This window comes from Janthinobacterium sp. GL_088 (genome assembly GCF_057837845.1).
Genome location: NZ_CM174453.1, coordinates 2,508,100 through 2,520,888, shown reverse-complemented (window position 1 = coordinate 2,520,888; position 12,789 = coordinate 2,508,100). Strand labels below are relative to the sequence as shown.

Here is a 12,789-nt window from a genome sequence, read left to right as displayed (position 1 = left end):
CGTGCTTTTAGCCGGCAGGCTTCAGGCGGCCAATGACGCTCGCCACCTTGGCCGTAATCATGTCGACCGCGGGGCCATTCGCGCCATGCGGCAAAATGACGTCAGCATTGCGCTTGGTCGGTTCGATGAATTGCTTGTGCATCGGGCGTACGGTTTCCAGATACTGCTCGATGACGCTTTCCACCGAGCGGCCGCGTTCCGTGATGTCGCGTTGCATGCGGCGGATGAAGCGCACGTCGGAGGCCGTGTCGACAAAGATCTTCAGCGACATCATGTCGCGCAAGTTTTCGTCATACAGGGCAAACAGGCCTTCGATGACGATCACCGGCGCCGGCTTGACGGGAATGGTCCTGCTGGAGCGATTGTGCAGCGTGAAGTCGTACTCGGGCATCTCGATCGCTTCGCCATTGCGCAAGGCCTGGATGTGCTGCACCAGCAATGGCCACTCGAACGCCTGCGGATGGTCGTAATTCTGCTGGCGCCGGACTTCAGGGGAGAGATGGGTTTGGTCGCAGTAGTAGTCGTCCTGCATCACGACCGAGACCATGTCGGCGCCAAAGGACGCCAGCACTTGTTGGGATACGGTGGACTTGCCACTGCCGCTTCCGCCAGCGACACCAATAACAAACGGTTGGAAGGAAATAGTATTCATGCCGAATGATACCGGAAACATGAGCGGACTGACAGGGAGCGGCTGCAAAGCCGGGCCTGTCACGCGCCATGCATCAGTCGCGCATACAGCTCGGCCACCCGCTCCGCCGTGATGCCGTCGCGCTGCTCCACCGCCAGCGGATGGTCGGTCGGTTCCAGCTCGATTGCCGGGCGTATGCCGTCGTCGCGCAGGTGCACGCGGGTTTTCAGGTTCAGGGTAGCCGGATACTCGGACAGTTGCGTGCTGAGCCAGCCGAAGAAGGGGCCGATGTGCGAACGCCTGGCTTCATTGAAGCACGCGTCCCACGCATCGAAGCTTGCGCCGCTCAGCGACACCCACACACCCCAGCTGAATGGCTCATCGGAGCCATGCACGGGGATATCGATGGTGGCGCGCACGAAGCAGTGTTCTTCGTCGACGATGCAAGCGTCGCTGTCGAGCTGACAGCGCGCTTCGCGCTCGGCGGGCGCCATCTGCTCATACATCCAGGGCGCGTCGGCGCCAAAGCTGGGCATCCCCGTGTGGGTCTCGCCGCAGGAGCGGCACAGGAAGGAAAACGTCACGCGTGAAGCAGCCTTATTCGAACTGCTTGCGGAACGCCTCGAACTGCGCCGCCAGGCCATCGAAGTCGCTGCGCAATTGCAGCACTTCCTGTTCCAGCTGCGCCACCCTGCTGCCCTGCTGCGGCGCGCTGACAGTCCCCGCAAAACCGGCCGCCGTCTCGCTCTGCGCCAGCGCTTCCTCGCCGCCCAGCAAGTGGCCGTAGCGCGGCTCCTTGGCGCCAGGAGCCACCATCAGCTTGGCCACCAGCGGCGGGTATTTATCGATCAGGAACTGCAGACCGGATTCCACTTCCGCCACGGACTTGAATTCATGCACCCTGCCGCTGCGGCTGCGGATTTCACCCGCCGTCTGCAAGCCGCGCAGCATCAATATCGTCAGGATGGCCAGCTTGTCCTGTTCCAGCGACCACTTGATGCGCATGCGGTGTTCGTACTTGGCGACGCGCGCGCCCGCTTGCGTGATGCCATTGACGAATTTGCGCTGCATCAGCCGCTGCAGCACGTCGTAGACGGTTTCCTCGGAGAGGGCCATGACGGGGTCGCGGCTGGACAGCTGGTTGCAGCCGTTGGTCAGGGCGTTCAGCGACAGCGGATAGCTGTCCGGCGTCAGCGCTTCCTTTTCGGCCAGCACGGCCAGCACGCGGATCTCGAAGGGGTCGAGCAGATTGGGATTATCGCTACTCTTTTCTGCTGCATTTGCGTCTGTAGTCATGCCTGTATCCTTAATCAACCAGCTTGTTCATTTGCTCGGAATCGAATTTATCACACTCGGGCACGCCCTGGCAGCAGATACCGGCCGCCTTCAGGGTGGCGAGGATGGTTTCGATGCGCTGTTCCTGCGCCACGGCGTGCGTGATCAGGCCTTGCAGGGCTTTCGACAGCGGATCGTCGCCGTTGGGCGTGACGCCATACGCGGCGAACAAATGCGCCGTGCTGCCCTCGCGCAGGGCGCTGACATCCTTTTGCACGATGTGCGCGGGGTTGCCGACGGCCGTGGCGCCGGACGGCACGGGTTTCAATAGCACGGCGTTCGAGCCCACCTTGGCGTACTCGCCCACCGTGAAGCTGCCCAGCACCTGCGCGCCGGCGCCGACGATGACGCCGCGTTCCAGGGTCGGATGGCGCTTGGCGCCGCTGTGCAGCGAGGTGCCGCCCAGGGTCACGCCCTGGTAGATGGTGCAGTCGTCGCCGACGACGGCCGTCTCGCCGATCACCACGCCGAAGCCATGGTCGATGAAGACGCGCCGGCCGATGACGGCGCCCGGATGGATCTCGATGCCCGTGATGATGCGGGCAAGGTAGGAGATGAAGCGCCCCACCCACTTCATGCGCCGCGTCCAGCACCAGTGCGCCCAGCCGTGCATGACGATGGCGTGCAAGCCGGGATAACAGGTCAGCACCTCCCAGCCATTGCGGGCGGCGGGGTCACGTTCAATGATGCTGTTGATATCTTCGCGCAGGTGGTGGAACATAATGACAATGAATAAGGTGGAACGCAAATGGTAGCGTATTCGGCGGGGGAATGCTGGAGGGGAAAGCAAATCGGCCGCCAGCACCAGGGCGGCGGCCGATCATGGAAGCGCTACAAAACGTGCAGGACGTTCTTATGCTTCTAAAGCAATCCGCTGGCGGCGGGCTTCGTAAAGACATACACCGGAAGCGACCGACACGTTCAGACTCTCGACGGAGCCGAACATCGGGATGCTGACGAGGATGTCGCAGGTGTCGCGCGTCAGACGGCGCATGCCTTCGCCTTCGGAACCCATGACGAGGGCCGTGGGGCCCGTGAAATCGGCTTCGTACAAACCTTTTTCGCCGTCGTCCGAGGTGCCGATCAGCCAGATGCCGCGCTCTTTCAATTCACGCATGGTGCGCGCCAGATTCGTCACGGTGATATACGGGACGGTTTCGGCGGCGCCGCTGGCGACCTTGGCCGCCGTGGCGTTCAAGCCCACGGCACGGTCCTTCGGCACGATGACGGCATGTGCGCCGACGCCGTCGGCCACGCGCAGGCAGGCACCCAGATTGTGCGGGTCGGTGATGCCGTCGAGAATCAACAGCAGCGGCGGGCCGTCGATGGCGTCCAGCAGCTCATCGAGATTGCGCGCCAGCGACAGCTGCGAGGCAAACGCGATCACGCCCTGGTGACGGCGCGTACCGACGATTTTATCGAGACGCGACGAATCGACGGGCATGACGCGCACGTTGGCAGCCTTGGCGGCGGCGATCATGTCCTTCATGCGGCCGTCAACGCGGCTGGCATCGACGAAAATTTCTTCCACGGACGATGCTTCATGACGCAAACGCGAGGTGACGGCGTGGAAGCCGAAAATCATTTTATTCTTCATTATCTATCTATCGCTTATCGCTTGTTCTTGCTTGATTTTGATACAGTTTTTGCTGCACGTGGTGCCGCCGCAGCGGGTGCCGCGGCTGGTTTCTTGCTGCGCTTCGGCGCGGCTGCCTTGAGGGCCGCCGCCTTGGGGGCTTCCTTCAGCGCTGCCTTGGCTTGCGCCTTGGCTACAGGCTTGGCGCCATTGGAACGGCCGCCGGAACCATTGCCGGGTTTGCCACCGTTGTTGCCGCTGGCCTTGATCTCATGGCGCTGCTCGGTCGCAGGACCGGGCTTGACCATGGATTTCTTTTCGCCCTTGCGCTTGCCGCCAGCTTGCTTGGCTGGCGCTTCTTCGCCCGCCAGTTCCGCATCGGTGACCAGACGCAGGTCGATCTTGCGCGTTTCCAGGTCGACACGTGCCACTTGCACCGTCAGACGGTCGGTCAACTGGTAGCGCTTGCCCGTGCGTTCGCCGCGCAATTCATGGCGCGCATCGTCGTACTGGAAGTAATCGGTGCCCAGCTCGGTGACGTGCACCAGGCCTTCGACAAACAGGGTGTCGAGCTGCACGAACACGCCGAAGGTGGTCACGCCGGTAATGGTGCCGGTGAACTCCTCGCCCAGCTTGTCCTGCATGAAGTAGCACTTCAGCCAGGCTTCGACGTCGCGCGACGCTTCGTCGGCGCGGCGCTCGTTGGCCGAGCAATGCACGCCCAGCGCGTCCCAGATCGTCAAATCCGTCTTCTTCGGCTTGCCGTCGGCCTTGTCCTTCGCCTGCTGCTTGCGCGTGGCGTTCGACACGTTCGTGTTCAGCACGGTCTTCTCGGACAGCTTCGGCTCGTATTTCTTGCCTTGCAGAATGGCCTTGATGGCGCGATGCGTCAGCAGATCGGGATAGCGGCGGATCGGGCTGGTGAAGTGGGCATACGCCTCGTAGGCCAGGCCGAAGTGGCCGATATTGTCCGGGCTGTAGACGGCTTGCTGCATCGAGCGCAGCAGCATCGTTTGCAGCAGGGCCGCGTCGGGACGCGCCTTGATCTGCTGCATTAGGGTCTGGTAATCGGATGCCGACGGCGTGTCGCCGCCCGTCAGGTTAAGGCCGACTTGCTTGAGGAAGGTGCGCACTTGCGTGAGCTTTTCCTTGGTCGGGCTGGCATGGATGCGGTAGGTGCCTGGATGCTTGTTACGCAGCAACAAATCGGCCGCGCAGACGTTGGCCGCCAGCATGCACTCTTCGATGATCTTGTGCGCTTCGTTGCGCGTGCGGGGGATGATCTTTTCGATCTTGCCAGCCGTATTGCAGACGATATAGGTTTCCGTCGTCTCGAAATCGATGGCGCCCCGCTCCGTGCGCGCTTTCAGCAAGGCGCGGTAGACGGCTTCCAGGTTTTGCAGGTGCGGCAGGATGTCCGCGCGGCGTGCCGCTTCGGGTCCCTTGGTGTTGCCCAGCACGGCAGCGACTTCGTCATACGTGAGGCGCGCGGCCGAATGGATCACGGCCGGGTAGAACTGGTAAGCCTTCAGCTCGCCCTTGTCGCTGACGACAGCGTCGCAGACGAGGGTCAGGCGGTCGACGGCCGGGTTCAGCGAGCACAGGCCATTCGACAGCTTTTCCGGCAGCATCGGGATGACGCGGCGCGGGAAGTAGACGGACGTGCTGCGCTCCAACGCGTCGATATCGAGCGCGTCGTTCGGTTTCACGTAATGGCTGACGTCGGCAATCGCCACGATCAGGCGGAAGCAGTTGGCGCGGCCAATCTTGACGGGTTCGCAATATACGGCATCGTCGAAATCGCGCGCGTCCTCGCCGTCAATGGTAACGAGCGGCACGTCGCGCAGGTCGACACGGTCTTTCAGGTCGGCGGCGCGCACTTCGAACGGCAGTTTTTCAGCTTGCTTGAGGGCGGCGGCGGAAAAGATGTGCGGCACGTTGAATTTGCGCACAGCAATTTCAATTTCCATGCCGGGGTCATCGAGCGCACCGAGCACTTCGACGATCTTGCCGACCGGCTGCTTGAAGCGCATCGGTTGCTCGGTCAGCTCGACGCTGACGATCTGGCCGGCTTTTGCCTTGCCGACCGAACCGGTGACGAGGATGTCCTGGCCGATGCGCTGGTCTTCCGGCGCCACGACCCAGGTGCCGTTTTCATGGATCAAACGGCCGATGACGTGGGTATTGGCGCGGTAGGTGACTTCGACGATCGTGCCTTCAGGGCGGCCGCGGCGGTCCGTGCCGACGATGCGGGCCATGACCTTGTCGCCATGCAGTACTTTCTGCATTTCTTTCTCGGGCAGGAACAGGTCGGCGCTGGCGTCGTCGGGAATGACGAAGCCGAAGCCATCGCGGTGGCTGGTGACGCGACCGGCGACAAGCGCGCTCTGGTCGGCCAGGCTGAAAACACCGCTGGCGTCAGACTTGAGCTGGCCGTCGCGCTCCATCGCCTTCAGGCGACGGACCAGGACATCCATGGAATCGGCATGCACTTGCAGCGTTTTCCCGAGAGACTGCGGGTCGAGAGGCGCGCTGACGCTGCGGAATATGCCGAGAATGTCCTCCCGGCTGGGGATGGTGTGGGTATTTTGGCTCAAAAGTATTTCTATAGTTGTTATTGACAGTGATCAAACGGAAGACAAAGACCGATGACATCACCGTCAATATTGACACGGTGATGTCCGGTAGTGTACCGGAGGACGCCTTGGTTTGCCTAACGGACAGCGTAGCGGAAACCGAACAAGTGCCCCGCCGATGAAAAAAAGGAGAAAAGCTGCGCAATGCATTTGACTTCGGTAAATATTGCTCTATAATCTCGGTCTCTTGCAGCGACAAACCTTCACGGGAATGCAGTTGCAGGAAAGCGGTACAGGGTTGATGTGCAGTATGGAGCGAAAGCTCATCTGGCGCAAAACTCTTCAAGTCGCTATAATAGCAGAATTGTTGTGAAGTTATTTTTCAACAAGTACTCGAGCAGTAATGTAATAAGTCACAGCAGCATCAGTGCCCACGTGGCGGAATTGGTAGACGCGCATGGTTCAGGTCCATGTGCCTTCGGGTGTAGGGGTTCGAGTCCCTTCGTGGGCACCATTACCTAATTCACAAAAAGGCCGCAAACTTTCACGAGTTTGCGGCTTTTTTCATTTCCGCAGCGAAAAGCCACCACCACCTTCCCAGCAAGCAGCCTACCCGGCACACCTGCGGACAGAAACCCGCAAGAAACCGCTGAAAAAAGAGGCAGATTCAGCCTTTTTTCATAGGAGGCAGCCGTTTTCAGGCGAAAAAACATGTTTCTTGAAGAAAAGTGCAAAATGTTGATTGACCGAATGCGCGCCAGCCCTTATGATTTTGTCCTCGCTGCAGAACACGCAGCGACAAGCAGCAAGCAGTAACAATGCCCACGTGGCGGAATTGGTAGACGCGCATGGTTCAGGTCCATGTGCCTTCGGGTGTAGGGGTTCGAGTCCCTTCGTGGGCACCACCAGCAACAAGTTGTTCATTGTTGTGATCCGCAGTACAGTAGTAGATAGCAGTAAAAGCAGCACAATGCCCACGTGGCGGAATTGGTAGACGCGCATGGTTCAGGTCCATGTGCCTTCGGGTGTAGGGGTTCGAGTCCCTTCGTGGGCACCACCAGCAACGAGTCGTTTTCGTTGTAGTCCGCAGTACAGTAGTGAGATATCAGTAGTAGCAGCATCAGTGCCCACGTGGCGGAATTGGTAGACGCGCATGGTTCAGGTCCATGTGCCTTCGGGTGTAGGGGTTCGAGTCCCTTCGTGGGCACCATTACCTAATTCGCAAAAAAGCCGCAAACTTTCACGAGTTTGCGGCTTTTTTCATTCCAGAATGCCGCATCCCTGCGGCAACCCTCCCCTTATTTGACCAGCGCCGCCTTCACGGCGTCATGCAGACTCGTCGTCGGACGGCCAATCAACGCGCTCAATTGCTTGCCATGGTCTTCCAGGCCACCCTTGGCCGCGCCCGCATCGGAATCGGCCAGCAGCTCGGCAAAGCCTTCCGGCACACCCACGCTCACCAGCGCCGCCTTGAAGTCCGCCTGCGGCATATCCTTGTACGCAATCGCCTTGCCCGACTGGCGCGCCACTTCGGCCGCGTATTCCGCCAGGGTAAAGCCCTGGTCGCCAGCCAGTTCATAGATCGCTTGCGGCTGGGGCGCCGTCAGCACGGCCGCCGCCGCCGCCGCGTAGTCAAGGCGCGCGGCGGACGAGAAGCGGCCGTTTTGCGCCGCACCGAGCACGACGCCATGCTCGAGCACGGGCGCCAGGTGTTCCGTATGATTTTCCAGGTACCAGCCGTTGCGCAGGAAAGTGTACGGCAGGCCGGATGCGCGAATGGCCGCTTCCGTGACCACGTGCTCGGCGGCCAGGCCCAGCGGCGACGTATCGGCGCGCAAGACGCTGGTGTAGGCCAGCAGGGATACGCCGGCCCGCTTGGCCGCATCGATGACGTTCTGGTGCTGCTGCGCGCGCTGCCCCACTTCGCTCGACGAAATCAGCAAGATTTTCGTCGCGCCCTTGAAAGCCGCATCGAGGCTGGCGCCGTCGTTGTAATCGGCCTGGCGCACCTGCACGCCCTGGGCGGACAGGCTGGCGGCCTTGGCCGGGTTGCGCACGGCGGCGATGATGCTGGCGGCAGGAACGGATTTGAGCAGGCTGGCGATGACGTGCTGACCCAGATTGCCTGTGGCGCCGGTGATGACGATCATGATTTCTCCTTGGTACGTGGGTGGTAAAACCCTATAATAGGACTATTACTTACTTATTGTAAGTACGTACCTTTTGGTAAGTATGAGCAAGATCTCAATTAACAAGGCCAACTATCATGTCCACAGACACTCCCGGCGCCAGCATGCGCGCCGCCCTCGCCCGCCAGAACCAGGGCGCGCACCTGCTGGCGGCGGCCTGCCCGTCGCGCGCCGTGCTCAGCCATCTCACCAGCCGCTGGGCCGTGCTGGTGCTGGTGCTACTGCTGAGCGGCACGCGGCGCTTCAGCGAACTGCGCCGCGAAGTGGGCGGCGTCAGCGAAAAAATGCTGGCGCAAACCCTGGAAGCACTGGCGGGCGACGGTTTCGTGCTGCGCCAGGCGTATCTGGTGATACCGCCCAAGGTGGAATACAGCCTCACGCCGCTGGGACACGAAGCGGCCGAACGCCTGGCCGTGCTGGTCGACTGGATCGAGGATAATTACCCGCGCATCGAACAGGCGCGCACCGACCTGGCCACGGCGCCCGCAGCGCAAAAGGCCGCGTAAACGAGAGCCATCCGCATTGCTTTTAGTCATCAAGAATTATCGTTTACTCCTACTTGCCTTGATGTAATACTAGGCCCATGAAACGCGTAAGGGCGCGACACCATGAACCAGTTGATTTCTTCCATCACCGACCGGGCCAATGTGCTGCTGGTCAGCAATTCGCCGAACGATGTGCGCGAACTGCTGTATGTGCTGGACCGGCATAACCTGGGTACGGGACTGGCGGGCGATATCGACGAAGGCGTGGAACTGGCGGCCGGCGGCACGGACCTGATCCTGCTGGACGCGGCCCTGGCCGGCACGAATATCGGCGCCACCTGCATGCGTCTGCGCAATGCGGGCGGACGCCACAGCGTGCCCCTGCTGCTGATGTCGGCCACTCCCAGCGCCGAGGAACAAGGCCGCAGCGTGGGTGCCGGCGCCTCCGACTACATCAAGATGCCCTTCAATGCGCGCGACGTGGCGGAAAAAATCCTCATGGAACTGGCGCTGCACAAGGCCGAGACGCCCGCTGCCCGCCCCTACACCACGCCTGCCACGCCGCCGCGCCCCCTGCATCCGCAAACGCTGGAAGTCAATTACCACTCCATCCTGGCCGGTTCGCCCGATGCCGTGCTGCTGTTCGACATCGACAACCGCCTGCTGATCGACGCCAACCACCTGGCCGAAGACTTGTTCGGCATGCCGCTGGCCGAGCTGCTGCAAGGCGGCATGGAGCCGCTGTTTCCCAGGCATCAGGACGATGGCCGCGCCTCGCCGCAATTGCTGGAAGAAAAGATCCGCGATACCTTGCAAGGCAAGATCGTCGTCTTTCGCGCCAGCTGCTGCCACCGCGACAGCCACCCGATCGCCTGCGAAATCCGCCTGATGCGCCTGTCCGTGCCGGGCCGCCAGCTGGTGCATGCGCGCATCATCGACTTGACTGAACGCAACCTCGCCGAAGCCATGCGCTCGGGCCAGAGCGCCCTGCTGGAAATGGTCGCCAAGGGCGCGCCGCTGATCCCTACCCTGAACCACTTGCTGCTCCTGATCGAAGGCCAGTCGCGCGGCGTGCTCTGTTCCATCATGTTGCTCGACGACGACGGCGTCCACATGCACAGCGCGGCCGGGCCCAGCCTGCCGCCCGAGTACATGGCCCTGCTCGAAGGCGTGGCCATCGGCGACGGCGTGGGTTCCTGCGGCACGGCCATGTTCCTGCGCGAACCGGTGGTCGTCCCCGACATCATGCACGACCCGCTGTGGGCGCCCTACCGCGAACTGGCCGCGCCGTTCGGCTTGCGCGCCTGCTGGTCGCGCCCCATCTTCGGCCAGGATGGCGCCGTGCTCGGGTCCTTCGCCATGTACTACCGCGAAGTGCGCAAGCCCGACGCGCGCGATCTGGAACTGATCGACACGGCGACCGACCTGGCCGGCATCGCGATTGGCCGCATGCGCCACGAACGCGAGCTGCAACGCCACCGCGCCCACCTGGAAGACCTGGTGGCCGAACGCACGGCAGCCTTGACGCAGGCCAAGGAACACTCGGAGCAAACGAATCTTGAACTGGCCGCCGCGCTGGAAAACCTGTCCATCACGCAAGAAGAACTGGTGCGCCGCGACAAGCTGGCCGCGCTCGGTGCGCTGGTGGCCGGCATCGCGCATGAACTCAATACGCCGATCGGCAACGGCCTCGTGGTGGCCACCACCATGGCCGAACGCACGCGCGAAATCCAGGCCAGCTTCCTCGACGGCTTGCGCCGCTCCGAACTGGGCGCCTACTTGACCCAGGCCAGCGAGGCGGACGCCATCATGCTGCGCAACCTGCAGCGCGCCGCCGACCTCGTTTCGAGCTTCAAGCAGATCGCCGTCGACCGCGCCAGCTCGCAGCGCCGCCACTTCCTGCTGCGCCAGTTCGTCGCCGAACTGATGCTGCCCCTGTCCACGCCGCTCAAGGCCGCCGGCCTGAGCCTGACGCAGGATGTGCCGGACGGCCTGGCCATGGACAGCTATCCCGGTCCACTGGGCCAGGTGCTGAGCAACCTGCTGGAAAATTGCCTGCGCCACGCCTTTGAGGGCCGCAGCGGCGGCAACATCGCCATCACGGCACGCGGCAGCGACGACGGGCAGACGATCACCGTGTCCATCGCCGACACGGGCGTGGGCATCGCCGCCGACGACCTCGTGCATGTCTACGATCCCTTCTTCACGACCAAGCTCGGTTCCGGTGGCTCGGGCCTGGGCCTGCATGTGGCGCACAACATCGTCACGGGCGTGCTGGGCGGCCATATCCATGTTGCCAGCAGCACCGGTGACGGCGGCGGCACCACGTTCACCCTGCAACTGCCGGCCGCCGCGCCGCAAGCGCCCGCCCCCTGAAGGGCAGGCGCGCTACAATGCCAGCAAGCATTTCTTTCGGAGTACCCATGAAATACCTGACCGCCGCCGCCCTGCTGGCAGTTTGCGCCTGCGCAATGGCCGGACCCGCCCCCTGGTACAAATGGCGCAGCAAGATCGACGGCACCCTGTCGTGCGCCCAATCGACCCTGGGATTTGGCTGGGAACTGGCCTCGGGACCGTACAAAGATAGCCGTTGCGAAAAACCGGCGCTTGTTAAATAATGGGGCCATGACCACACGGGGCACCGGCTTGAAAGCAAGCGATGGCAATGCGGCGTCGAAAGAGTATGGAACGATAAGAACGTATCTATTCAAACCGAGGAGACCACATGTTTACGAATCCCGAACAATTCGCAACGGCCACCAAGGCCCTGTTTGAATTCCAGCTGATGACCTTCAACACCCTCACCTCGAAGGCCGTGCAAGGCGTGGAACAGGTATTGGCGCTGAACATGGCCACTGCCAAGTCCGGCATCGAGGATGGCCTCGCCGCCAGCAAGGAAATCAGCCAGGCCAAGGATCCGAAGGCCGCCATGGCCGCCGCCGCCGCCCAGCTGCAACCGGGCGTGGCCGGCGCCAAAGCGTATAAACAGCAACTCGACGACATCATCAAGGAAATCCACACGGAATTCACCACGGCTGCCGAAGCCCACGTGGCCGAAGCGAAAAGCAATCTGAGCGCCCTGATCTACGACGTCACGAAAAACGTGCCGCCAGGCTCGGAAAACGCCGTCGCCATCGTCAAGGCCGCCATCGACAACGCCTTCCTCGGCTACGAGCAAGTGACCAAGGCCACCAAGCAAGCCGTGAAGACCGTGGAAGAGCAGATCGCCAAGGCCAGCGCGCAAGTGGCGCAGGCGACGGAAAAGGCCACGAGCGGTGCCACCGCCGCGGCTGAAAAGGCGGCGCCTGCCGCCAAGCCGAAGGCTGCCAAGAAGTAAATTCGCAACTATCGGGGCCTGAGTCCTCAGGTCCCGATAGGTATGATCCGGTACACGCAGCGCCTCCCCCCCTGCAGCAGATATTCGCTGCGCTCGACCGTGCAATCGTCCCCCAATACCCGCTGAAAGATGGCCAGCTCCGAGCGGCAGAAATTCTGGCATGCCGTGGCGGCTGCGCAGATCGGGCAATGGTTTTCCACCAGCAAGACACTGCCATCGTCCTGCGGCTCGGCATGGGCCATGTAACCTTCGCCATCGCGCGCCCGCGCCAGGCTGTCCACTCTTTGCGCCAGCGCAAGCCCAGGGTCAACCAGCCTGGCGTAGGCCGCTTCGCTGCTGCGTTCGCGCGCGCCGATCAGTTTATCGAGGCCCTCGTCGCCGAACAGGGTTTTCACTTGCGCTATCAATTCCAGGGTCAGGTCGGCATGGCGGTCGGGAAAGCGCGCGTGGCCCTGCTGCGTCAGCGCCCAGCGCCGCGACGGGCGGCCCACCTTGTCGGCTACGTCCCCGTACGCCACCAGACCCTTGTCCTGCGCCGCTTCCAGCTGGCGCCGCGCGCCCATGGAGGTGATATCGAGCAAGGCCGCCAGTTGCTGCGCCGTCTGCGGCCCGCGCATCTTCAGCAGGAACAGGGTCTGCTCCGACGTGCTCATGTTCATG

At 62.3% G+C, this 12,789-nt stretch carries 12 protein-coding genes and 4 tRNA genes; 8 read left to right on the top strand and 8 right to left on the bottom strand.

Going from position 1 to position 12,789, the window contains the following annotated elements; genetic code table 11:
- Positions 1-7: 7 nt before the first annotated feature.
- The 6 genes from udk to rnr form a co-directional block, all read right to left on the bottom strand.
- Entirely contained in the window at positions 8-652 is a 645-nt protein-coding gene (gene udk / locus AC3IQ7_RS11580) for a uridine kinase (RefSeq protein WP_034756921.1), read from the bottom strand.
- A 59-nt stretch (positions 653-711) separates the two neighbouring features.
- A complete protein-coding gene (locus tag AC3IQ7_RS11575; protein ID WP_322429421.1) occupies positions 712-1,215 on the bottom strand; it encodes a DUF2199 domain-containing protein in 504 nt (167 codons plus the stop codon).
- A 13-nt stretch (positions 1,216-1,228) separates the two neighbouring features.
- Positions 1,229-1,927, bottom strand: a complete 699-nt coding sequence (locus AC3IQ7_RS11570; RefSeq protein WP_176389745.1) for a YceH family protein — start codon at positions 1,925-1,927, stop codon at positions 1,229-1,231.
- A 10-nt stretch (positions 1,928-1,937) separates the two neighbouring features.
- Positions 1,938-2,687, bottom strand: a complete 750-nt coding sequence (gene cysE / locus AC3IQ7_RS11565; RefSeq protein ID WP_099380115.1) for a serine O-acetyltransferase — start codon at positions 2,685-2,687, stop codon at positions 1,938-1,940.
- Between the two features lie 132 nt (positions 2,688-2,819).
- The gene (gene rlmB, locus AC3IQ7_RS11560) at positions 2,820-3,563 is read right to left on the bottom strand and encodes a 23S rRNA (guanosine(2251)-2'-O)-methyltransferase RlmB (protein WP_034756912.1); all 744 of its coding nucleotides are present in this window, start codon (positions 3,561-3,563) and stop codon (positions 2,820-2,822) included.
- A 14-nt stretch (positions 3,564-3,577) separates the two neighbouring features.
- Positions 3,578-6,139 (bottom strand): ribonuclease R, encoded by a 2,562-nt coding sequence (rnr, locus tag AC3IQ7_RS11555; RefSeq protein ID WP_322429420.1) that lies wholly within the window; start codon positions 6,137-6,139, stop codon positions 3,578-3,580.
- Positions 6,140-6,547: 408 nt separating this feature from the next.
- Between rnr and AC3IQ7_RS11550 the strand changes: the two genes are divergently transcribed.
- The 4 genes from AC3IQ7_RS11550 (at position 6,548) to AC3IQ7_RS11535 (ending at position 7,328) form a co-directional block, all read left to right on the top strand.
- Positions 6,548-6,632: transfer RNA gene (locus AC3IQ7_RS11550), tRNA-Leu, on the top strand.
- A 306-nt stretch (positions 6,633-6,938) separates the two neighbouring features.
- Positions 6,939-7,023 (top strand) — tRNA-Leu (locus AC3IQ7_RS11545).
- 67 nt (positions 7,024-7,090) lie between these two features.
- A tRNA-Leu gene (locus AC3IQ7_RS11540) sits at positions 7,091-7,175 on the top strand.
- A gap of 68 nt (positions 7,176-7,243) precedes the next feature.
- Positions 7,244-7,328, top strand: a tRNA-Leu gene (locus AC3IQ7_RS11535).
- Between the two features lie 88 nt (positions 7,329-7,416).
- Here the strand turns inward: AC3IQ7_RS11535 and AC3IQ7_RS11530 are convergent.
- Positions 7,417-8,268, bottom strand: a complete 852-nt coding sequence (locus AC3IQ7_RS11530; RefSeq protein ID WP_489209639.1) for an SDR family oxidoreductase — start codon at positions 8,266-8,268, stop codon at positions 7,417-7,419.
- Between the two features lie 116 nt (positions 8,269-8,384).
- Here AC3IQ7_RS11530 and AC3IQ7_RS11525 point away from each other — a divergent pair, with 116 nt between their 5' ends.
- The 4 genes from AC3IQ7_RS11525 to phaP all read left to right on the top strand — a co-directional run bounded on the left by AC3IQ7_RS11525 (position 8,385) and on the right by phaP (position 12,129).
- Complete coding sequence (locus AC3IQ7_RS11525; protein WP_099380118.1) at positions 8,385-8,813, top strand: winged helix-turn-helix transcriptional regulator; 429 nt, start codon at positions 8,385-8,387, stop codon at positions 8,811-8,813.
- A 102-nt stretch (positions 8,814-8,915) separates the two neighbouring features.
- Positions 8,916-11,168: an ATP-binding protein gene (locus tag AC3IQ7_RS11520; protein WP_489209636.1), complete on the top strand. Its 2,253-nt coding sequence runs from the start codon at positions 8,916-8,918 to the stop codon at positions 11,166-11,168.
- A 47-nt stretch (positions 11,169-11,215) separates the two neighbouring features.
- Positions 11,216-11,410, top strand: coding sequence for a hypothetical protein (locus AC3IQ7_RS11515; RefSeq protein ID WP_035817380.1), 195 nt, complete (start codon positions 11,216-11,218; stop codon positions 11,408-11,410).
- Positions 11,411-11,517: 107 nt separating this feature from the next.
- Positions 11,518-12,129, top strand: a complete 612-nt coding sequence (gene phaP / locus AC3IQ7_RS11510; protein WP_489209634.1) for a TIGR01841 family phasin — start codon at positions 11,518-11,520, stop codon at positions 12,127-12,129.
- Between the two features lie 26 nt (positions 12,130-12,155).
- Here the strand turns inward: phaP and AC3IQ7_RS11505 are convergent, their stop codons facing one another.
- The gene (locus AC3IQ7_RS11505; RefSeq protein ID WP_322428161.1) at positions 12,156-12,782 is read right to left on the bottom strand and encodes a helix-turn-helix transcriptional regulator; all 627 of its coding nucleotides are present in this window, start codon (positions 12,780-12,782) and stop codon (positions 12,156-12,158) included.
- Positions 12,783-12,789 lie beyond the last annotated feature (7 nt).

Bases quoted from the DNA above. Each gene is read 5' to 3' on its own strand.
- udk (WP_034756921.1), bottom strand. From the start codon at position 652: ATGAATACTATTTCCTTCCAACCGTTTGTTATTGGTGTCGCTGGCGGA.
- AC3IQ7_RS11570 (WP_176389745.1), bottom strand. From the start codon at position 1,927: ATGACTACAGACGCAAATGCAGCAGAAAAGAGTAGCGATAATCCCAAT.
- cysE (WP_099380115.1), bottom strand. From the start codon at position 2,687: ATGTTCCACCACCTGCGCGAAGATATCAACAGCATCATTGAACGTGAC.
- rlmB (WP_034756912.1), bottom strand. From the start codon at position 3,563: ATGAAGAATAAAATGATTTTCGGCTTCCACGCCGTCACCTCGCGTTTG.
- AC3IQ7_RS11530 (WP_489209639.1), bottom strand. From the start codon at position 8,268: ATGATCGTCATCACCGGCGCCACAGGCAATCTGGGTCAGCACGTCATC.
- AC3IQ7_RS11525 (WP_099380118.1), top strand. From the start codon at position 8,385: ATGTCCACAGACACTCCCGGCGCCAGCATGCGCGCCGCCCTCGCCCGC.
- AC3IQ7_RS11520 (WP_489209636.1), top strand. From the start codon at position 8,916: ATGAACCAGTTGATTTCTTCCATCACCGACCGGGCCAATGTGCTGCTG.
- AC3IQ7_RS11515 (WP_035817380.1), top strand. From the start codon at position 11,216: ATGAAATACCTGACCGCCGCCGCCCTGCTGGCAGTTTGCGCCTGCGCA.
- phaP (WP_489209634.1), top strand. From the start codon at position 11,518: ATGTTTACGAATCCCGAACAATTCGCAACGGCCACCAAGGCCCTGTTT.
- AC3IQ7_RS11505 (WP_322428161.1), bottom strand. From the start codon at position 12,782: ATGAGCACGTCGGAGCAGACCCTGTTCCTGCTGAAGATGCGCGGGCCG.